At 65.0% G+C, this 20,336-nt stretch carries 19 protein-coding genes; 6 read left to right on the top strand and 13 right to left on the bottom strand.

What is annotated here, in order from left to right; translation table 11 throughout:
* Nucleotides 1-2: 2 nt before the first annotated feature.
* Both U5A65_RS06175 and U5A65_RS06170 read right to left on the bottom strand, forming a co-directional pair.
* Nucleotides 3-1,298 (bottom strand): TolC family protein, encoded by a 1,296-nt coding sequence (locus U5A65_RS06175; protein WP_321910991.1) that lies wholly within the window; start codon nt 1,296-1,298, stop codon nt 3-5.
* A 92-nt stretch (nt 1,299-1,390) separates the two neighbouring features.
* Nucleotides 1,391-1,753, bottom strand: coding sequence for a hypothetical protein (locus tag U5A65_RS06170; RefSeq protein ID WP_321945773.1), 363 nt, complete (start codon nt 1,751-1,753; stop codon nt 1,391-1,393).
* 377 nt (nt 1,754-2,130) lie between these two features.
* Here U5A65_RS06170 and U5A65_RS06165 point away from each other — a divergent pair, with 377 nt between their 5' ends.
* On the top strand, nt 2,131-3,711 hold the full coding sequence (locus U5A65_RS06165; RefSeq protein ID WP_321910994.1) for an isocitrate lyase: 1,581 nt from the start codon (nt 2,131-2,133) through the stop codon (nt 3,709-3,711).
* 127 nt (nt 3,712-3,838) lie between these two features.
* Here U5A65_RS06165 and U5A65_RS06160 read toward each other — a convergent pair whose 3' ends face one another.
* Together U5A65_RS06160 and U5A65_RS06155 are read right to left on the bottom strand one after the other, a co-directional pair.
* Nucleotides 3,839-4,117: a hypothetical protein gene (locus U5A65_RS06160; protein WP_321945772.1), complete on the bottom strand. Its 279-nt coding sequence runs from the start codon at nt 4,115-4,117 to the stop codon at nt 3,839-3,841.
* A gap of 204 nt (nt 4,118-4,321) precedes the next feature.
* Nucleotides 4,322-4,774, bottom strand: a complete 453-nt coding sequence (locus tag U5A65_RS06155; RefSeq protein ID WP_415764232.1) for a septal ring lytic transglycosylase RlpA family protein — start codon at nt 4,772-4,774, stop codon at nt 4,322-4,324.
* Between the two features lie 411 nt (nt 4,775-5,185).
* Between U5A65_RS06155 and U5A65_RS06150 the strand changes: the two genes are divergently transcribed.
* Nucleotides 5,186-6,430: a Zn-dependent hydrolase gene (locus tag U5A65_RS06150; protein ID WP_321945771.1), complete on the top strand. Its 1,245-nt coding sequence runs from the start codon at nt 5,186-5,188 to the stop codon at nt 6,428-6,430.
* Between the two features lies 1 nt (nt 6,431).
* On the opposite strand, the gene U5A65_RS06145 is transcribed toward U5A65_RS06150, so the two are convergent.
* Genes U5A65_RS06145 through U5A65_RS06110 form a run of 8 tightly spaced genes read right to left on the bottom strand, consistent with a single transcriptional unit; the run spans nt 6,432 to nt 14,832 of the window.
* A complete protein-coding gene (locus U5A65_RS06145) occupies nt 6,432-7,073 on the bottom strand; it encodes a nucleotidyltransferase family protein (RefSeq protein ID WP_321945770.1) in 642 nt (213 codons plus the stop codon).
* Nucleotides 7,070-8,167 (bottom strand): XdhC family protein, encoded by a 1,098-nt coding sequence (locus U5A65_RS06140; protein ID WP_321935880.1) that lies wholly within the window; start codon nt 8,165-8,167, stop codon nt 7,070-7,072. Before U5A65_RS06140 ends, U5A65_RS06145 begins: the two co-directional genes overlap by 4 nt.
* Complete coding sequence (locus tag U5A65_RS06135; RefSeq protein ID WP_321945769.1) at nt 8,164-9,366, bottom strand: vWA domain-containing protein; 1,203 nt, start codon at nt 9,364-9,366, stop codon at nt 8,164-8,166. Before U5A65_RS06135 ends, U5A65_RS06140 begins: the two co-directional genes overlap by 4 nt.
* Nucleotides 9,360-10,256 (bottom strand): MoxR family ATPase, encoded by an 897-nt coding sequence (locus U5A65_RS06130; protein ID WP_321911006.1) that lies wholly within the window; start codon nt 10,254-10,256, stop codon nt 9,360-9,362. Before U5A65_RS06130 ends, U5A65_RS06135 begins: the two co-directional genes overlap by 7 nt.
* Nucleotides 10,257-10,274: 18 nt before the next feature.
* Nucleotides 10,275-10,943: an SRPBCC family protein gene (locus U5A65_RS06125; RefSeq protein ID WP_321945768.1), complete on the bottom strand. Its 669-nt coding sequence runs from the start codon at nt 10,941-10,943 to the stop codon at nt 10,275-10,277.
* Nucleotides 10,944-10,973: 30 nt separating this feature from the next.
* Nucleotides 10,974-13,388 (bottom strand): aerobic carbon-monoxide dehydrogenase large subunit, encoded by a 2,415-nt coding sequence (locus tag U5A65_RS06120; RefSeq protein ID WP_321945767.1) that lies wholly within the window; start codon nt 13,386-13,388, stop codon nt 10,974-10,976.
* Nucleotides 13,389-13,405: 17 nt separating this feature from the next.
* On the bottom strand, nt 13,406-13,936 hold the full coding sequence (locus U5A65_RS06115; protein WP_321945766.1) for a (2Fe-2S)-binding protein: 531 nt from the start codon (nt 13,934-13,936) through the stop codon (nt 13,406-13,408).
* Nucleotides 13,937-13,953: 17 nt separating this feature from the next.
* Nucleotides 13,954-14,832 carry a xanthine dehydrogenase family protein subunit M gene (locus tag U5A65_RS06110; RefSeq protein WP_321911012.1) on the bottom strand — a complete coding sequence of 293 codons (879 nt, stop codon included), beginning with the start codon at nt 14,830-14,832 and terminating at the stop codon, nt 13,954-13,956.
* A gap of 204 nt (nt 14,833-15,036) precedes the next feature.
* On the opposite strand from U5A65_RS06110, the gene U5A65_RS06105 reads away from it, so the two are divergent.
* The 4 genes from U5A65_RS06105 (at nt 15,037) to U5A65_RS06090 (ending at nt 19,214) form a co-directional block, all read left to right on the top strand.
* Nucleotides 15,037-15,840: a LytTR family DNA-binding domain-containing protein gene (locus tag U5A65_RS06105; RefSeq protein ID WP_321935882.1), complete on the top strand. Its 804-nt coding sequence runs from the start codon at nt 15,037-15,039 to the stop codon at nt 15,838-15,840.
* Nucleotides 15,841-15,916: 76 nt separating this feature from the next.
* On the top strand, nt 15,917-16,462 hold the full coding sequence (locus U5A65_RS06100; RefSeq protein WP_321911016.1) for a hypothetical protein: 546 nt from the start codon (nt 15,917-15,919) through the stop codon (nt 16,460-16,462).
* 142 nt (nt 16,463-16,604) lie between these two features.
* Entirely contained in the window at nt 16,605-18,278 is a 1,674-nt protein-coding gene (locus U5A65_RS06095; RefSeq protein WP_321945765.1) for an AMP-binding protein, read from the top strand.
* Between the two features lie 90 nt (nt 18,279-18,368).
* On the top strand, nt 18,369-19,214 hold the full coding sequence (locus U5A65_RS06090) for a GNAT family N-acetyltransferase (protein ID WP_321935884.1): 846 nt from the start codon (nt 18,369-18,371) through the stop codon (nt 19,212-19,214).
* A 5-nt stretch (nt 19,215-19,219) separates the two neighbouring features.
* Here U5A65_RS06090 and U5A65_RS06085 read toward each other — a convergent pair whose 3' ends face one another.
* Nucleotides 19,220-20,332 (bottom strand): lipocalin-like domain-containing protein, encoded by a 1,113-nt coding sequence (locus tag U5A65_RS06085; protein ID WP_321935886.1) that lies wholly within the window; start codon nt 20,330-20,332, stop codon nt 19,220-19,222.
* Nucleotides 20,333-20,336 lie beyond the last annotated feature (4 nt).

Here is a 20,336-nt window from a genome sequence, read left to right as displayed (position 1 = left end):
CTTCATTCGGCAGTGGCCATCGTCGTTGGCACAACCTGGTATTCAAGCTGGGCCCACGTCTGCGAAACCTCGCGCTTGAGGTCGAGCACCTGAATCTGCGCGTCGAGTTGCGCCCGCCGGGCCGCAAACGTATCGGCGAGCGAACCGGTACCCGCCGTGTAAGCGGCGACTGCGAGTTCGACGCGCTGATCGGCGGCTGGCAACAGGGACTGCGTGAGATTCGCGATGCGTTCGCGGCCGCTGGCGAGGGTTGCCGACTCAGTGCGAATGTCGGCTTGCACCTGCCGGAGCGTGTCTTCGTACATCAAGTGGGCCCTGGTCGCGAGTTCGGCCTTCTCCGATACGTCGCGGTCCTCGCGATCCTTCCGGTTGATGGGCAACGGAATACGCACCCCGACCGACACCATGTTCGAGTACGCGCCACCGCGTTGCTGGTACGCGACTTCCCAGGTCCAGTTAGGGCTGCGCTCGCTGCTGGCGACAGCCGTGCCGGCGTCGGCGACGGCAATGTCATCGGCCGCTGCGACGAGCGCCGGCTGCACGAGCCGGAGTTCGTCCGGTGGCAAGGAGGAGACATACGACTCGGGCGCGGGCGGCTCGCCGGTCACATCGGTCGCGGGTGTCGCCGTCCAGCGCGAGAGAACAATGAGCGCGCTCTGGTAGGTTTGCTGCGCCTTGAGCGCCTGGTCTTGCGTTTGCGCCAGCATGGCCTGGGCTTGGACGACATCGGCGGCCGTCGCCCTCGCTCCCCGGTATGACGCCTTCGTTGCAGCAAGTTCGTGAGTCATATGGCCCAGCAATGCCTGCTGGAGCGCCAGGGCGCGCTTCGCATAGACGGCGCTGAGCCATGCGATGGCGGTCTGCTGGCGAACGTTGGCGAGTTGCGCGAGATAGCCGGCCTGCTCGCGGTTCACCACCTCGCTGGCGAGGTCGGAACGAAGGCGGCGCTTTTCCCGCGAGACCCATTCCTGCTCGATGCCAATGCGCCGCATCGTCATGAAGTCCTGGCCGATGGTGAATCGCTGCGAGCCATTGATCGGCAGGTTGTCGACGCCGGCCGCGAGCACCGGGTCCGGCAACTGCCCTGCCCGGACCGCAGCTTCGGAACTCGCGTGGACCGACGCTTGCGCGGCCTGCATGGCCGCAGAGTGGCCGGTTGCAGCCTGCAATGCCGCTTCAAGCGTGAAAGGGGCTTCCTGGGCGTTCGCAGCGAAGCCAGGCAGCAGCAGCGCGGCGCAAATCGGGAGCGCGCGCAGGGACGCACGCCGGCATCGCGGCGTGCCAATAGTGAAAGGCATGTTCTAACCCCAACGGGGGAGTCCCAATGGAACTCCACGTCCTGGACACAGGACGACCTCGCCGCAAACGCGGCGAACCAGTCAATCGAGGGTTAGATAGCTTGTGGAGGTCGCCAGAGACCGGCCGGCACGTGGGCGGCGAACGACTCGGCGTAATGGAAGACGACTTGCCTTGCGACAGCCATGGGATGGCTAACGCTCGCCTGCGCGGGAGGGTAATAGATGCTCGCGAACTGACACTGGGCCGTGGCCTTGCAGAAGCCGCCCTTGGCCTTGCTCGCCGGCGACGACTTCATCATGTCGCAGCCGGACATCGCGGCAGATGCGGCGCCGTCGTCGTGCATCGGCATCGACTGCTGCATCGGACATTCGCCCGCCATGCCAGTGGCTGCCAGCCCGCTCAGGGGCAGCATCGCGCACAGCAGCAAGACGAGAAGGGTCCGAAGAATTTTCATGGCAGTGAGTATCGCCGGGCGATTCTATCGTGTTTGCGTTCAATTTGTCCGAATGTCCGGTCGCACTGACCTTTCGGCGCCGCGCGCCCTGCCCCGGCCTCCGGCAAACGAAAGCGCGCTTCACATTGTGAAATGTCTCGCAAATTTCTCGGTCGACGCATTTTCGCATTGTGAAAACATGTTCTGCAGCGCAAAAACTGTCGACTATCTTATTGATAAATAAAGAATAAATAAGTCATGTGTCTTATATAAGACCTTGCTGCGACGCATCACGAAGCCCCTACAATTGAGTCATCCAGTTCGCTTCGACAGACGCAGCGGCACGCTGAACCGGTTATTCAAACGCGCTTCACTCTTCAGAAACTCAGGAGATTCTCATGGCCCAATATCAAGACGACATCAAGGCAATTGCTGGCTTGAAAGAGCAACAAGGCAGCGCCTGGAACGCGATCAATCCCGAATCGGCCGCACGCATGCGTGCGCAGAACAAGTTCAAGACGGGTCTGGACATCGCGAAGTACACCGCGAAGATCATGCGCGCCGACATGGCCGCCTACGACGCCGATCCTTCGAAGTACACGCAGTCGCTGGGCTGCTGGCACGGCTTCATCGGCCAGCAGAAGATGATCTCCATCAAGAAGCACTTCAACAGCACCGAGCGCCGTTACCTCTATCTGTCCGGCTGGATGGTGGCCGCGCTGCGCTCCGAGTTCGGCCCGCTGCCGGACCAGTCGATGCACGAGAAGACCTCGGTCAGCGCCCTGATTCGCGAGCTGTACACGTTCCTGCGCCAGGCCGACGCCCGTGAACTCGGCGGCCTGTTCCGCCAGCTCGACGCGGCAGAAGGCGCCGCCAAGGCCGCGATCCAGGAGAAGATCGACAACCACGTCACCCACGTCGTGCCGATCATCGCCGACATCGACGCCGGTTTCGGCAACGCGGAAGCCACCTACCTGCTCGCCAAGCAGTTCATCGAAGCCGGCGCATGCTGCATCCAGATCGAAAACCAGGTGTCCGACGAAAAGCAGTGCGGCCACCAGGACGGCAAGGTCACCGTGCCGCACGAGGACTTCCTCGCCAAAGTCCGCGCGATCCGCTACGCCTTCCTTGAACTGGGCGTGGACGACGGCATCATCGTGTGCCGTACCGACTCGCTCGGCGCGGGCCTGACCAAGCAGATCGCCGTGACCCACACGCCGGGCGACCTGGGCGACCAGTACAACTCGTTCCTCGATTGCGAGGAACTGTCGGCCGACGCACTGGGCAATGGCGACGTCATCATCAAGCGCGACGGCAAGCTGCTGCGTCCGAAGCGCCTGCCGAGCAACCTGTTCCAGTTCCGCGCCGGCACGGGCGAAGCACGCTGCGTGCTGGACTGCGTCACGGCCCTGCAAAACGGCGCCGACCTGCTGTGGATCGAAACGGAAAAGCCGCATATCGCCCAGATCGCGGGCATGGTCAACGAGATTCGCAAGGTCATTCCGAACGCCAAGCTGGTGTACAACAACAGCCCGTCGTTCAACTGGACGCTGAACTTCCGTCAGCAGGCGTATGACGCGATGAAGGCCGCAGGCAAGGACGTGTCGGCATACGACCGCGCCCAGCTGATGAGCGTGGAATATGACCAGAGCGAACTGGCAGCCATCGCCGACGAAAAAATCCGGACCTTCCAGGCCGACGCGGCGCGCGAAGCCGGCATCTTCCACCACCTGATCACGCTGCCGACGTACCACACCGCCGCGCTGTCGACCGACAACCTGGCCAAGGAATACTTCGGCGACCAGGGCATGCTCGGTTATGTGGCTGGCGTGCAGCGCAAGGAAATCCGTCAGGGCATCGCCTGCGTCAAGCACCAGAACATGTCCGGCTCGGACATCGGCGACGACCACAAGGAGTATTTCAGCGGCGAAGCAGCGCTGAAAGCCGCAGGGAAAGACAACACGATGAACCAGTTCTGAAGCCCGCAATCCTTCAGGCAAAACGCCAGCCCATTGAGGCTGGCGTTTTTTATTTGTCCGGCATATCGCTGCAACCGAGCCTGAGCAGGCCCGTCTGCCGTTCAGCCGTCAGTGCATGCCAGTGCGCTTACTCGGCAGCGGTGCGCGCCGGCTTCGCCGAATGCTTCTTGTGGTGATTGTGGTGAGCGCCCTTGTGCTTGGCATTCTTGTGCGGCGCATTCTCACGAACCGCGTGCGCGTCCTGTTCGACGACGGGCTGCTGCGCCTGGGCGTCCCGTGCATGTTGCTCGATCTGCGAAGCGACATTGGCGTCGTGGGTCGTGACGATGCCGTTTTGCGGCGTCTGTGCCGATGCTGCGCCTGCGACGAACAACGAAGCGAGCAGCGCAAAGGAGATTTTCTTCATGGTCGGTTTCTTCACGTTATTGATGATCGCGAGCCGTCCAGCAAATAATGCCGCGGCGCGCGACCGGATTATCCACCGACACGCGAATGAAAAGTGTCAAGGAAATTCAGACGATCGAACTTTGCTCCAAAGCGGCTACCAATCTCATTAATTCCGCACGTGAGGCAAAGTCAAAAAAGGAATTCGGAGTTGCCCTTTTCGTCGTCAGTCGTGTGATCCGTCGGCCCCGGAATACGCGAGCGTCATTTTTCCAAAGCGTTCTATCCGGACCTGCTTCGAATGTGCGTAGGGCAAGCCGAGCGCCTTCGCCGCCGCCCATGACAGATCGATAATCCGCCCTGCGATGAACGGCCCTCGATCGTTGATGCGCACGACGACCGACCTGCCCGTAGCCAGCGACGTGACACGCACCCAGGTGCCAAGCGGCAGCGTGCGATGGGCCGCCGTCAACGCGCCGCCGTTGTAGCGTTCGCCGCTCGCCGTCCGGCGCCCCTGGAACTTCGACGCGTACCACGACGCCTCGCCTGACTGCAGTGCGCTGCCTGTCGCCCGGGAATGGCTTGCCAGTATCGTTGCGTCCGCATCGTCAGCCGTGTCGTTCTCAGCCAATGGTGCGCTGGACGAGGATGCAGGGTCGGCGAGCGTGTTGTTTGTCACCGGATGATCGCGCGGAAGCTGCGCGCACGCGGCAACCAGGCCGCAAATTCCCAGTATTCCCAGATAGCGAAGCGATATCACGATAGAAGTCCGTCAACGAAAGGACGTTCTAACGGTCTCAAAAAAATTTGCGTTGACGATATGCCTCCACTCAATCGGATCTTTAACCATTACTTGCACTTCACATGCGGAAATCGTTTCGAAAGTATTTATTCTTCGACATATATTGACATTTCGAAAGGGGTCCGAATCATTGCCCTGGAAAACCGTTCAGGAGCTAAACTCGACGCCCTGCTGAAAAAATGTCGCGACAAACCGGAGCCACGCGCCGCTCGCGCCATCGTGCACCGGCCAGGCGGCGTGATGCTAGGATTGCCGCTTGCCCATCGACTCATGCCCCGGAGCGAGCCCGTGCACGCCGACTTCCCACGCATCAACCCGCCTCGCCTGCTCGACGATCTCAAGACGTTGCGCAGCTTCGGCGCCACTGGCCCCGGTGTGGTCCGCCTCGCGCTTTCGCCCATCGATCTGGAGGCGCGCCGCTGGCTCGCCGCGCGCATGAGCGACGCAGGGCTCGACGCGACCATCGACGGCGTCGGCACCGTGTTCGGACGTTCGCGCAAGCCGGGCCCCGCGCTCGTGATCGGCTCGCACACCGACACCCAGCCGACCGGCGGCTGGCTCGACGGCGCGCTCGGCGTGATCTATGGCATCGAAATCGCGCGCGCCCTGGGCGAATGCGCTGCAACGCGCGACTTCGCGGTCGACGTCGCATCGTGGATCGACGAAGAAGGGACGTTTTCAGGTTTCCTTGGCAGCCGAAGCTTCGTGGGCGAAGCAATCGACACTTCATTGCACAGCGCGCGCAATCAAGAAGGTCTACTGCTCGGCGACGCACTCGCGCAGGCCGGCCTCGCGAATCTGCCGCGCGTCACGCTCGATCGCACGCGGCAACGCGCGTATCTCGAACCGCATATCGAGCAAGGCGGGCGGCTTGAAGCATCGGCGAAATCGATTGGCATCGTGACGACGATCGTCGGCATTCGCGAGTTTCAGTTGTGCTTCACCGGGCAGCGCAATCACGCAGGCACGACGCCGATGTCGATCCGGCGCGACGCGGGGGCGGCGCTGGTCGCGTTCATCGCGCGTATTGACGACGCGTTTGGCCGGCTGGCGGACGCGGATACGGTGTGGACCGTCGGGCGCATCGATCTCGATCCGGGTTCGTTCAGCGTCGTGCCAGGCAAGGCGCTGATGAACCTGCAGTTCCGCGATGCGAATCCCGAGCGCCTGCATGCAATGGAACGTGCGCTTGTTGAGTTAGTCGATGCCTGGAACACGCAACACGCCGTGCATGCGGAGCTGATCGTGTGCGAGGGTGCCGAGGAACCGGTCACGATGGATCGTGAGTTGCAGCAGCGACTCGAAGAAGCAGCTGAAGCACTCGCGCCCGGACAGTGGACGGATATGCCAAGCGGCGCGTCGCATGACGCACAGGTCATCGCGCCTCACATTCCTGCCTGCATGCTGTTCGTGCCGAGCATCGGCGGCGTCAGTCACGATTTCATCGAGGACACCGAGGAGCAGCATATCGTCCTCGGCTGCGAGGTGGCGGCGCGAGCGGCGGCGGGAATCGTGGCGGCTTTGCGGCGCTGATTCAGGAGTTGTGTACGCGTGCGTCGTTGGCCACCCCGCCCTCCACGCGCGCCATGACGCTCTGGTAGTCGGCGGGCGTATCCATGTCGACGCAAAAGCGATCGTGCGCCGCTTCGTGGAGAAACACCTCGGCGCTGTGCTCGGCGATCAACTTGCGGCAGCCCGGATTCACGCGGCCGCCCACGACTTCGGGGCAATAACTCGACGCGAACACCACAGGATTGCCTCTAGCGCCCTGGTACATCGGCACCAGGATCGATCCGCACGGCATCGACGCATAGGCCTCGATCAGCTCGCGATAGTCGGCCGCCTCGAGCAGCACCTGGTCGGCGAGGCAAATCATCACGGCGTCGCAGGGCGCCTGCAGCGCAGCGACGCCGCTCGCGACCGAAGTCATCTGTCCTTCGCGGTAGCGTGGGTTGCTCTGGAAGCGCACGTCGATGCCCTCGAGCGCTTCGAACACGGCTCGGCCGTTGAATCCGGTCACGACGACAATCTCCTCGGGCTGTGCCGCAACGATTGCGCGCACCACGCGCCGCACGGCTGGCTCGCCGCCCACCGGCAGCAACAGCTTGTGGCGGCCCGCCATGCGCGTGGACAGGCCCGCCGCGAGCACGACAGCCGAAAATGTCGCACGGCTCATCGCGCCTCCTTGTGGAGATCGTCCGGGCAACCGGCAGCGCCTGGTACGGCGCTCAGATAACGCTCGGGTGCGCGCTCGAACTCGGCCTTGCAACAGTCGCAGCAGAAGTACACCTTGTGGCCGCCATATTCGACCACATGTTTCGCGTTCGCCATCTCGACGCTCATCCCGCACACGGGGTTCACGTAGCGCCCCGCCTGTGCCTGCACGGGTGGCGCGCCGAGCGCCTCGCACGGCGGCAAGGGCGGTACGGTTTCGGTGGCGATCGTGGCCGTCGGCGGCTCGGCCTGCGCGCGCGCTGCCGCCTCGGCTATCTCATGCCGCAGCGCGACCAGTCCCGCCACGGCGCCAAGCGCAATCTCCTGCGGCGTATGCGCATGGATCGCCGGCCCAGCGGGTGCATGCAGCGCCGCGAGCCGCCCTTCGTCGATGCCGCGCAGTCGCATTGCGTCGCGCAGCCGTTCAGCCTTTTTGTGGCTCGCGATCAGGAGCACCGCCACGGCGGCGCTGCGCAACGCGGCTTCGAGCGCATCCTCGTCGCGCTCGCCTTGCGTCGCGATCAGCACGAACGACGTGCCGGCGCGGTCCAGCGCCGCGGCGTCGAAGCCCGCTTGCCCGGCGCGCGCAACCTCGGCCGCCAGGCTCGCGCGAAACCCGACGCGCCGTGCGAGCACACAGGCCTCGTGTGCGGCGGGCGTTGCACCGAGCACGGCCACGAGCGGCGCGGGCACGGTGGGCTGGATGAAGAGCTCCAGCGCGCCGTTGCTCGCGCACGGCATGGCATGCGCCTCGACTTCGGCGTCGGCTGGCCCCGGTTCGTTGCTGATCCGCACGCGCCGCGGCTGCCCCGTGCGCATCGACTGGCGCGCGGCCTCGATGACGATCGTCTGCGAGCAGCCCCCGCCGACCCAGCCATGCAGCGCGCCGCTCGCCTCCACGAGCGCCTGGGCGCCGACGCACGTCGAGGTTGGCGGCGCCGCACGGATCACGGTGACGACCGCGAACGGCGCGCCTGCATCGATCAGCCGCTGCTCGAGCTGCAGCAAATCCGCGGCGTCAGGAAGGGTCTCGCTCGATTCGGCATGAACATTCATTGCAGCGCCTCGAGAATTTGAGGAAAGATCCGTTCGAGCCCCGCGAGGTCGCGGGCGCCGGCAAACAGGTCGAGATGCGGCAGCGCGGCCTGCATGCCCGCGCTGACTGGCTGGAATCCGGAACGCTCGGCGAGCGGGTTGAGCCAGACGAGCGAATGGCAGCGCCGCCGGATCGCGGCGAGCGACTCGCCGAGCTGTGTCACGTCGCCGGCGTCGTAGCCGTCGCTGACGATCACGACCGCGGTGCGCGCATGCAGCAGGCGCGGCGCGTAATGCTCGTTAAAACCGGCGAGACTCTCGCCGATGCGCGTCCCGCCCGCCCAGCCCTCGGAGATCTGGTGCAGGCGCTCCTGGGCGCGGCGCGGATCGGGGTCGCGCAGCGCTTCGTCGACGCAGACGAGCCGCGTATGGAAAACGAAGCTGTGCACGTCGGGCAACCGCCCGCTCAGCACGCGCGCGAGCCGCAGGAAAAAGAAGCTGTAGAGGCTCATCGAGCGGCTCACGTCGAGCAGCATGATGATGCGCGGGCGCTGCCTGCGCTTGCGCCGCCAGCCTAGTTCGACCGGCAGCCCGCCGCGCGAAACGCTGCGGCGCAGGGTCCAGCGCAGATCGATCGTGCGCCCGAGGCTCGCGCGCTGCTCGCGGCGCATCTGGATGCCGCGCAGGCGCTGGGCGAAGCGGCGGATGGCGTCGTCGATGGCGAAGAGTTCGCTGCGGTCGTTCAGGTGGCGGAAATCCGCGTGGGTTAGCGACGCTGTGTGCGTCGCGCCTTCGTTCGCGGCTGCGCCCTCTTGCGCCGCGCCACCGCCGCTGCCTGCGAGCGAAATCGGCGTGCCCTCGCTCGCATCGCGCGGCCCACTGGCTGCGTCGTCGCACGCAAGCGGCCCCGCGCCGCCAGCACGGGTTTCGGCGAGCTTGCGCCGGTTCGGCGCAAGGAAATACGCGTCGAACAAATCGTCGAAGCGGCGCCACTCCTGCGCGCGCGAGCACAGCAGCGCACGCAGGCTCCAGCGCAGCACATCGCGCTCGGTCTGTCCCATGCGTTGCACCACTTCGAGCATGGCGGCAACGTCAGCGTTCGTTACGCAGAACGCATTCGTGCGCAGCCAGCCCGCGAAGCCCGCATAGCGCGCAACGAGGTGATCGGCGAGATCGTGCGGCACTTCGCCTGGCCGGGTGCTGTCGATTCCGGTCAGCATGACGCCACCAGTTTTTCAACCACCGGCCGCGTGAGACTGGCCTGATCCTCGCGCGTTTTTACGAGCGCCGCGAGCGAATCCATCACGCGGTCCACCCCGTCTTCGTCGAGCGCACTCACGCCAAGGCGCAGCAGCGCGGCCACCCAGTCGAGCGTTTCCGCGAGGCCCGGTTTGCGGCGCAGGGCCATTTCGCGCACTGCATGCACGAATTCGACGATCTGCGCCGCCAGCGCCTCCGGCACTTCGGGCACCTGGGTCCGCACGATCATGAGTTCGCGCTGGAACGACGGATAGTCGACGTACTGGTAAAGGCAGCGGCGGCGTAGCGCATCGGAGATCTCGCGCGTGCCGTTCGAGGTCAGGATCACATAGGGCCGCTCGCTCGCGCGGATCACGCCAAGCTCGGGAATCGAAAGCTGAAAATCCGAAAGCAGCTCGAGCAGGTAGGCCTCGAACGCCTCGTCGGTGCGGTCGATTTCGTCGATCAGCAGCACGGGCGCGGGCGTAGTCGTAATGGCTTCGAGCAGTGGGCGCTTGAGCAGATAGCGCTCGGAGAAAATGTCCTGTTCCTTGTCGCGCAGCGGCCGCGCGTCCTGCTCGAAGAGCTTGATGGCCAGCAGCTGGTGAACATAGTTCCACTCGTAAAGCGCCGCGTGCGCGTCGAGTCCTTCGTAGCACTGCAGGCGGATCAGCGGGGCGTCGAGCAGGCGCGCCAGTGCCTTCGCGACCTCCGTCTTGCCCACGCCCGCTTCACCCTCCAGCAGCAGCGGGCGGCGCATTTCCATCGTGAGCAGCAGCGCCGCCGCGAAGCTGCGCTCCACGATGAACCGGTGGGCCGCCAGCTGCGCCTGCAGCGCGAGGACGTCCGGCATGCGGTCGATCGACGTCATGGCGTCCCTCAGTGGCCCTCAGCGGCCCTGCGCCTTGCGTGTGAAGTGAGCGCGCAGCCAGTCGCGCACGATGGCCCACATGAACGCGATGCCGTTCAGCTCGGCGGCTTGCGCGGGCGGCGCCGCGGCCGCTCGTGCAACCGGAGCCATTGCCGTCGCCTCGTCGGGCGCAGTGGCCCCGCCAACCGCGTCCGCTTCAGCGCCCGGCGTATCGGGCGCACCCTGCGGCGGCGCCATGGCGCTCAGCCGAGCCGAAAAGTTCGCGACAAACTGCTTGAGCAACTGCTCCGACACCGGCCCCATGAGCCGGCCGCCCAGCGCTGCGGCCTTGCCGCTCATCGTCACCTCGCTCTTGCCGGTCAGCGTGCAGGTCTCGCCCGTGGGTTCCACACTGGCCGTGAGATCCATCGTCGCGGCCGAGCTGCCGGTCGAATCCGTGCCTTTGCCGAGCAGATGCAGGCTGCGCGCCGCGGCGTCGAGCGCGAGCACTTCGATATCGCCCTTGAACGACATCGTCGCCGGCCCGAGCCGCACCGTGATGGTTCCCTTGTAGTGCGTATCGTCCACACGCTCGGTGATCTTCGCGCCCGGCATGCAGCCGGCCACCGCCTCGATATCCTGCATCAGCGCCCAGGCGCGGTCCGCGCTCGCATCGAGCGGAAATGCCTTGTCGAGTACGACTTTCATTCCGGATTCCTCATCATCAATCGCTTCGACTCAGGCGGGCCGCGTCAATCCGAGTTCGCGGCACTGCTGCCACACGCGGTACGCGTTGTGCGGCATGTTCATGTGCGTCACGCCGAGATGCGCGAAGGCATCGACCACCGCTGACGTGAAGCACGGAATCGAGCCCACGTGCGGCGATTCGGCCACGCCCTTTGCGCCGATCGGGTGATGCGGCGAAGGCGTCACCGTGAAGTCCGTTTCCCAATGCGGCGTTTCCACGGCCGTCGGCACGAAGTAGTCAAGCAGCGTCGCGCCGAGCAGATTGCCCGCTTCGTCATACGGCAGTTCCTGGCCCAGCGCCACCGCAAAACCTTCGGTCAGGCCGCCATGAATCTGCCCTTCGATGATCATCGGGTTGATCCGCGTGCCGCAGTCGTCGAGCGCGTAGAAGCGCCGCACGCGGATCTCGCCGGTATAGCGGTTGATGTCGAGCACGCACACGTAGGCGCCGAACGGAAACGTAAAGTTGGGCGGATCGTAATAGTCGACGGCCTCGAGGCCCATCTCCAGCCCTTCGGGAACGTTGTTATACGCCGCCCACGCCACTTCCTTCACGGTCTTGAACTCGTCGGGCGAGCCCTTCAGCACGAAGCGATCCAGATCGAATTCAACATCGTCCGGGCTCGCTTCGAGCAGATGCGCGGCGATACGGCGCGCCTTCTCGCGAATCTTGCGCGAGGCGCGCGCGACCGCGGCGCCCGCAACCGGCGTCGAGCGCGAGCCATAGGTGCCGAGCCCGTACGGCGCCGTGGCGGTATCGCCCTCTTCCACGGTGATTTTCGAGGCCGGAATGCCCGCCTCCGACGCAATGATTTGCGCGTAGGTGGTCTGGTGCCCCTGGCCCTGCGTGATCGTGCCCATGCGCGCGATGGCCGAGCCGTCCGGATGCACGCGGATCTCGCAGGAATCGAACATGCCCACGCCAAGGATGTCGCACATTTTCGACGGCCCCGCCCCGACGATCTCGGTGAAGTTCACGAGGCCGATGCCCATGAGCCACTCCGCATCCGGGTCTGCGCGGCGTTGCGCCTGCTCCGCGCGCAGCGCGTCGTAATCGACAGCGGCCAGCACCTTTTTCAGCGCCGTTTCGTAGTCGCCCGAATCGTATTCGAGGCCAAGCGGCGTCGTGTACGGGAACTGCTCCTTCGCAATGAAATTGCGCAAGCGGATCTCGGCCTTGTCGATGCCGAGCTTTTGCGCCAGCACATCGACCATCCGCTCGATCAGGTAGACGGCCTCGGTCACGCGGAACGAACAGCGGTACGCAACCCCGCCCGGAAACTTGTTCGTGTACACGCCGTCGACGCTGACGAACGCATTCGGGATCGCATACGAGCCCGTGCAGACGTGGAACATGCCTGCGGGCCACTTGGTCGGGTCGGCGCACGCGTCAAACGCGCCGTGGTCGGCCACCACATTCACACGCAGCGCCTTGATGCGGCCGTCCTTGTCGGCGGCCAGTTCGCCGGTCATGTGATAGTCGCGCGCGAATGCGGTGCTCGAGAGATTCTCGTTGCGCGACTCGATCCACTTGACCGGACGCCCGAGCACGATGGACGCGACAATCGACGTCACGTAGCCCGGATACACGCCGACCTTGTTGCCGAAGCCGCCGCCGATATCGGGCGAGATGATGCGGATATTCGACTCCGGAATCGACGAGAGCAGCCCGACCACGGTGCGCACGACATGAGGCGCCTGCGAGGTGATGTAGACCGTGAGATCGCCACGCACCTTGTCGAACGACGCGACGCAGCCGCAGGTTTCGAGCGGGCACGGATGCACGCGCGGATACGCGATATCCTGCTTGACCGTGACCTCCGCGTTCTCGAACATGCGGTCCGTCTTGTCGCGGTCGCCCATCGTCCACGTGAAAATATGATTAGGATGCCTTCGCGCTCCATGTGCGCCGGTATCCTTGTCGCGGATGTCCTCGCGAATCACGGGCGCGTCGGGCTCCAGCGCCTTCATGGGATCGACGAGCGCGGGCAATTCTTCGTACTCGACCTCGACGAGTTCGGCCGCATCGGCCGCAACGTAGCGGTCGTCCGCCACCACGAACGCGACTTCCTGATTCTGGAAGCAGACTTTTTCGTCGGCGAGCACGGCCTGCACGTCGCCTGCGAGCGTCGGCATCCAGTGCAACTTGAGCGGCTTGAGGTCGTCCGCCGTGAGCACGGCGTGCACGCCCGGATGCGCGAGCGCGCGCGACTTGTCGATGCGCTTCACGCGTGCGTGGGCGTAAGGACTGCGCACCATCACGCCGAACAGCATGCCCGGCATCTTGATGTCGTCCACGTAACTGCCCTTGCCCTGAATGAAACGCGGGTCCTCGCGGCGCTTGCGCGAGCAGCCCATGCCTTCGAGCGCGGCGAGACGCTCGAGATTGGCGTCGAGATTGCCCATGACGTGTCTCCCGGCGCTCAGTGCGCGTGTGCCGCGCCCGCTTCGATGAGCGGATGCGAGGTTTCGACCGCTTCGCCGCGCAGCTTGCGCGCCGCGTATTGCACGGCCTTCACGATGTTCTGATAGCCCGTGCAACGGCACAGGTTCCCCGCCATCCAGTAGCGAATTTCGGCTTCGGTCGGATCGGGGTTCTCCTGCAGCAGGCGGTACGCGCGCATCAGCATGCCCGGCGTGCAGAAGCCGCATTGCAGCCCGTGCTCCTGCATGAAGCCCTCCTGCAGCGCATGCAGCGTGCCGCCTTGCGCGAGCCCTTCGACCGTGCGCACTTCCGCGCCCTGAGCCTGCACGGTGAGCAGCGTGCAGGACTTCACGGACATGCCGTTGAAATCGACCGTGCAAGCGCCGCAATGCGACGTCTCGCAACCGATATGCGGCCCGGTGTGCTGGCATTTTTCGCGCAGCGTGTGAATCAGCAGTTCGCGCGGCTCGACGACGACGTCGACCTCGCTGCCGTTGAGGCTGAACGACACCATGGTTTTGCTGGCCATTTCGCGTTCTCCGTGAGTCAGGGGCGTGCCGGGTTCGTGGCCCGTTCGTAAGCGGTAGTGAGCGCCCTGCGGGTCATTTCGCCCGCCATTGCGCGCTTGTAGTCGGCGTCGCCGCGCAGATCCTCCACCGGATCGCAAGCCGCCATGGCGAGCCGCGCGGCTTCGTCGAGCGCGCGTGCGTCGAACGGCTTGCCGATGAGCGCCTGCTCGGCGTCCACCGCGCGGATCACCGTGTCGCCGACATTCGTCAGAGCAATGCGCGCATGCTCGACGTTGCCGCCGGCCAGGCGCAACGTCACAGCCGCCGCTGCGGTTGCGAAGTCGCCGGTCTTGCGCTTGAGCTTCGCATAGCAGTAGCCGGTGCCGGGCGGCGGCACGGGAATGCGGATGCCCGTCATGATCTCGCCCGGCTCGAGCAGCGTCGCATAGGTGCCGACGAAGAAGCCGTCCGCGCTCACCACGCGCTCGCCCGCCGCGCCCTGCAGCACGAACGACGCGTCGAGCGCGATCATCAACGCGGGATGGTCATTGCCAGGATCGCCGTGCGAGAGATCGCCGCCCAGCGTGCCGCGATAGCGCACCTGCGGGTCGGCAATCTGCCGCGCGCCCTCGACAATCAGCGGGCAGCGCGCCTGCAGCACCGCCGACCAGATCAGCTCGTTCTCGGTTGTCATCGCGCCGATCCACAGCGCGCCGTTTTCCTCGCGGATGCCCTTGAGCTCCGCCAGCCGGCCGAGGTCGATCAGATGATCGGGCTGCGCGAAGCGCAGCTTCATCATCGGCAGCAGGCTATGGCCGCCCGCGAGCAGCTTGGCCGTTTCGCCGTGCGTGCCGAGCAGCGCGAACGCCTCGGACAAGGTTTGTGGAGCGTGGTATTCGAATGGGCGGGGAATCACACTAGTCTCCTTGTTGGCATCGTCCTGCAGTTCAGGATTTCACAATGCAACGCAGCAATTCAACGGGATTTCGCGAACGGCGTTCTGGTTGCGCCGGGTGCCGGAAAACTTGCGCGAAAAGGGGAAAGGACATAAAACGGAGGCAGCGTCCCGCCGCCGCAAATGCCGCGCACAACGCCGCGGCCGCATCGGGGAGAACCCTGGATGAAACCGTTCGAGCACGCCATGCCGACCACCGACGCGCGCCGCGCCGAGTCTTTTCAGCACCGCCTGGAGCAGTTCAATCCGGGTGTGGTGTGGCTCGACGCGCAGGGGCGCGTCAGCGCGTTCAACGACGTCGCGCTGCAAATTCTCGGCCCCGCGGGCGAGCAGTCGCTGGGCGTTGCCCAGGACAAGCTGTTCGGCATTGACGTCGTGCAGCTGCACCCGGCAAAAAGCCGCGACAAGCTGCGCTTCCTGCTGCAGTCGCGCGACGCCGGCGGCTGCCCCGTGAAGTCGCCGCCGCCGGTCGCGATGATGATCAACATTCCCGACCGCCTTCTCATGCTCAAGGTCTCGCGCATGTCGGACATGAACGGCACGTGCGGCACCTGCATGATCTTTTACGACCTCACCGACCTGACGACCGAGCCCTCCTCCGAGTCGCATGCCGGCGCGCCCACGCCGCCGCGGCGGCTCTTCAAGATTCCGGTGTACCGCAAGAACCGCGTGATCCTGATCGACCTGAAGGACATCGTGCGTTTTCAGGGCGACGGCCACTACACGACGATCGTCACGAAGGACGATCGCTACCTCTCCAACCTCTCGCTCGCCGACCTCGAGCTGCGGCTCGACAGCAACTCGTTTGTGCGCGTGCATCGCAGCCATATCGTCAACCTGCCGTACGCCGTGGAACTCGTCAAAGCCGATGACAGCGTGAACCTCGTGATGGACGACGGCGAACGCAGCGTCGTGCCGGTGAGCCGGTCTCGCGCCGCACAATTGAAAGAGTGGCTGGGCGTGGTTTGAACGCCAGCGCCGATCGTTTCACGCCAGCCGGCCAGACGCATTCGTCCTAGAATCAATATCAGGGGGGCGAGGCGTGATGAATCGCGAAGTGGTCACTGGGCTACTGTGCGGCGCACTGCTTGCCGGCTGTGTGTCGGCCGGCGTCGAGGTGAGGCCCGAGCAGATGGCGAACTTCCGGCACGGCGTGACAACCTTGCAAGACGTGACAGCCGTGCTCGGCCCGCCGTCGGTCGAGACCGCGCTGGACGACGGCTCGACGCTGCTCGTCTACACCTATGTCACGTCACGTCCGCACCCGGAAAGCTATATCCCGTTCATCGGCTCGCTCGTCGCTGGCGCGGATACACATTCGTCTGCGGCGGTGTTCCTGTTCGATTCGCGGGGGCTGCTCAAAAGCGCCAACACCACGAGTTCGAACGTCGGCACGGGCATGACCGCCGCCCACACCGCGCAGCCCAGAGCGAGCGCGCCAGTCTCCGAGGCGCCCGTTGTGACCAAAAGTGTCGCGCCGCCCGTCGTTCAAACCGTCGAGCCGACGCCGGAAGAAGACCTCGAGCCTGCGTCGCAACTGCCCAGAGAACCTCAACCGGAAAATGGCATTCAGCCGGCGCCCGCCGAATAGCCATCGCCCTTCGCGCACGAATGCGCATCGGATCGCACGCGTACGTGCGCTAGAGCACACTTGGCAAGTCACCGCGAGAATACGCTAGGAGTCCAAAATTAGAATCAGCGAACGCCAAAGCGGCCCCGCAGCGGAGGACGACATGTCGAACTTGCCCTGGCTTTCGCAATATCCCGCTGGCGTTGCAGCAGACATCGCCCTCGATGACTACCCCTCGATGGCGGCCCTGCTGGAGCACGCCGTCGCCCGCTTTGGCGACCGTGTCGCCTTTCATCAGTTCGGTGTGGATCTCACCTATCGTCAGCTGGAAGAGGACTCCGCGCGCCTCGCCGCCTGGTTCCAGAAAGACCTTGGTCTCCAGCCCGGGGATCGCATCGCACTGATGTTGCCGAACTCCCTGCAACACCCCATCGCAATGTTTGCCGCGCTGCGGGCCGGGCTCACCGTGGTCAACGTGAATCCGCTCTACACCGCGCCGGAACTGGCGAATTTGATCGGGGATTCCGGTGCGCGTGCGATCGTGGTCATGGAAGTTTCCGCGGCCACGCTCGAGCAGGCGCTCGTCCACGCCGCCATCGAACACGTGATCGTCGCGCGCGTGGCGGAGATGCAGCGCTTCCCGAGATCCATCCTCGTCGACTATGTCGTGCGAAAAAAGAAAAAGCTCGTTCCGCACTGGACGATTCCCGGTGCGATCGCCTTCAAGACCGCCATGACCGCCCGCCCCGCCACGGACTTCACGAAGCCGGCGCTGAACCGCGAGACAAGGGCGTTCCTGCAATACACCGGCGGCACGACCGGCGAACCCAAAGGGGCCGTGCTCACGCACGGCAACGTGCTCGCCGATGTGCTGATCTTTGCCGCGTGGGTCCAACCGGTGTTTCGCGAGAGCGGCGAAATCACGCTCATCGCCCTGCCCCTGTACCACGTGGCCGCTCTGGTGTGCCAATGCCTCGTTTCGTTGCATCTGGGCACCCGCTGCGTTCTGGTCATGAACCCACGCGATATTCCTTCGCTCGTGAAGGACTTTGTCACGCATCGGCCAACCGTGTTCGGCGGCCTCAACACGCTATTCACGGCGCTGATGAACAACGAGAATTTTCGCGCGCTCGACTTCTCCTCGTTGCGCAGCACCTTCGGGGGAGGCACCGCGACCCAGCCTGCCGTTGCCGAGCGCTGGCAGAAAGTGACGGGCTGCCCGGTGGTGGAAGCCTACGGGCTATCTGAAGCCGCCGGCGCGGTGACGGCCAATCCCGTCACGCAAACGGCCTTCGAAGGCACGATCGGCGTGCCGCTGCCATCCATGCGCATTGAAATCCGCGACGAACGCGGCGCGGCCGTCTGCGCCGGCATGCCGGGCGAAATCTGCGTTGCAGGACCGGTAATCATGCAGGGCTACTTCAACCGGCCGGAGGAAACGGCCCAGGCGATCGGCACCGATGGATTCTTCTCGACCGGCGATATCGGGATCATGGACGAGCGCGGTGTGATCCGGATTGTCGACCGCAAGCGGGACATGATTCTGGTCTCCGGTTTCAACGTCTACCCGAACGAGGTGGAGGGCGTGCTGTTTCGGCATCCCGGCATTCTGGAAGTCGCGGTCGTGGGTGTGGTGGATGAGCAATCTGGTGAGACGCCTGTCGCCTTCGTGGTGAAAAAAGAACCCAGGCTGACCGAGGCGGACGTGATCGAGTTTGCGCGCACCAGTCTCACCGCTTACAAAGTGCCGAAGCACGTGGTCTTCGTGAACGATTTGCCGAAAACGCCGGTTGGGAAAGTGCTGCGGCGGCAGTTGCGAGACCGGCTGGCCGTGTAGCGCGGCGTTGCTATTCAGCGGTGGCATAATCCAGACGAACGGGCAGTCGTGCCCCCGACCACTGCTGCAAGAACTGCGTGCTCCAGTCTCATGGACCAAACCAACGACTTCATCGTGCGCACCATGTCGGCCGACGAGGTGGCCATGTCGGTGGAATGGGCCGCCGCAGAGGGATGGAACCCCGGCTGGCACGACCCGCACTCTTTTCGGGTAGCCGACCCGAATGGTTTCTTCGTCGGCCTTTGGCACGGCGAGCCGGTCGCCTGTATTTCTGCCGTCGCCTATGACGACAGCTTTGGCTTCATCGGCCTTTACATCGTGAAACCCGGTTTTCGCGGCAAAGGCTTCGGCCTGCGGACCTGGCAGCATGGCATGCGTTACCTGGGAGACCGCAACATCGGCCTCGACGGCGTCGTTGCCCAGCAGGCGAACTACCGGAAGTCCGGGTTCCAGCTCGCGTACCGCAACATCCGCTATCAGGGCCTCGTGAGCGGCATCGGTTGCGCGCATGTGGCGGCGGTGGCCGACGTGCCGTTCGCGCAGTTGCTTGCCTACGATCGCTCCTGTTTTCCCGCGCAGCGTGAGCGCTTCCTCTCGGCCTGGATCGCGCAGCCGGATGCCGTTGCGCTCGCAACCATCGACGCGGGCCGGGTCGCCGGATACGGCGTCGTGCGCCGCTGCCAGGCGGGCTGCAAGATCGGCCCGCTCTTCGCCGACGATGCTGACGTCGCCACGGGCCTCTTTCGCGCGCTTGCGGCGCGCATGCCCGGCGAGGTCATCGTGCTCGACGTACCGCAGACGAATCCCGTGGCCGTCGCGCTGGCTGAGCGGCACGGCATGGCGAGCGTCTTCGAAACCGCGCGAATGTACACGAAATGCGCGCCCGCGATCGCGATGGATCGCGTGTTCGGGGTGACGTCGTTCGAACTGGGATGAGGCTGCTAAAGCGCAAGCCGCTGGACATAGCCCGTCAGCTCGAGATAGCCGCGTCCGACCGGTTTTGCAGCCGGTTTTGCCGCGCTTGCGCCCACTTCGAAGGCCGTCACGGCGCCCTCCCAATACACCGCGCCGGTCGTCACGCGGCTGTCGAATTCCTGATCGTCCATGAGCGGCACGAGCGTCAAATGCCGGTCCTGCGCATCGACGCGCATCGCCACCGGATACTCCGCGCCGGTATGCGGCGAACGCCACCGGCGCAGCGGCGTGAAACGAATGCTATCGGGCGATAGCGCATGCGTGCTTCCATCGGCGGCGCGCAGCGTGCCGCCTGCCCAGAACTTGCGGCCTGCCTTGTCGCGAATCTGCAAGGCCATCAGCGCGCCGCCGTCGTCGAAATTGATGCCGATCCAATCCCAGCCAACGGCGTCGTCGGCTAGCGGCGCCGACGACCATTCGTGGTCGAGCCACGCCAGCCCGCGCACGGGCTCCCCTTTGCCGCGCGCATCAACACTGCGTTCGAGCACGCCTTCGACCTGCAGCCACGGCTGGCTGTAGTAGTAGCTGGCCTCCTCCGGCAGCGGGCCTTTGCGGCTATAGCCGCCTGCACCGTTGACGAGCACCGGCTGTGCCGGCGCCAACGTAAAGGCGAAGGCGAAGCCGGGCGTGGCCACGTTCAGGCGGTAGCGGCCGTTAGCATTGCGTTCGAGCGACCAGTCGTCGATGTGAACGGCCGTGTCCGTCTCGCTCGCTTCGGCCAGTCCAAAGCCGCGGCGCGCGACACGCTGGTCGTGCTGCAGGCTGGCCGCGCGCGGATCGCTCAGCGCCACGTTGGCGAACAGCAATTGATCCGGCGCGAAGCGGCTCGGGTTCGCCTCGTCGAGCGCGGGGCGCGACCGGAAGAATGTCGCTTCGAAACCCAGCGATGCACCGGCATGCGTTTGCAGCCAGCCCGTCACGTACCACCATTCGTTGCGAAAGCTCGAATGCGCGCCATAGTCGCGCGGGAACACAAGCGGCTGTCCGCTCGTGACCGCCGGATATTGCGGCAGGCTCGCCCGCGCGGCGTTCTCCGTCAGGGCGGCCAGCGGCCAAAAAAGGAACGTGCGCCGTCTCATCGCG

The organism is Paraburkholderia sp. J10-1, from assembly GCF_905220165.1.
In the GTDB taxonomy this organism is placed as follows: domain Bacteria; phylum Pseudomonadota; class Gammaproteobacteria; order Burkholderiales; family Burkholderiaceae; genus Paraburkholderia.
This window is presented reverse-complemented; position numbering and strand designations above follow the sequence as displayed.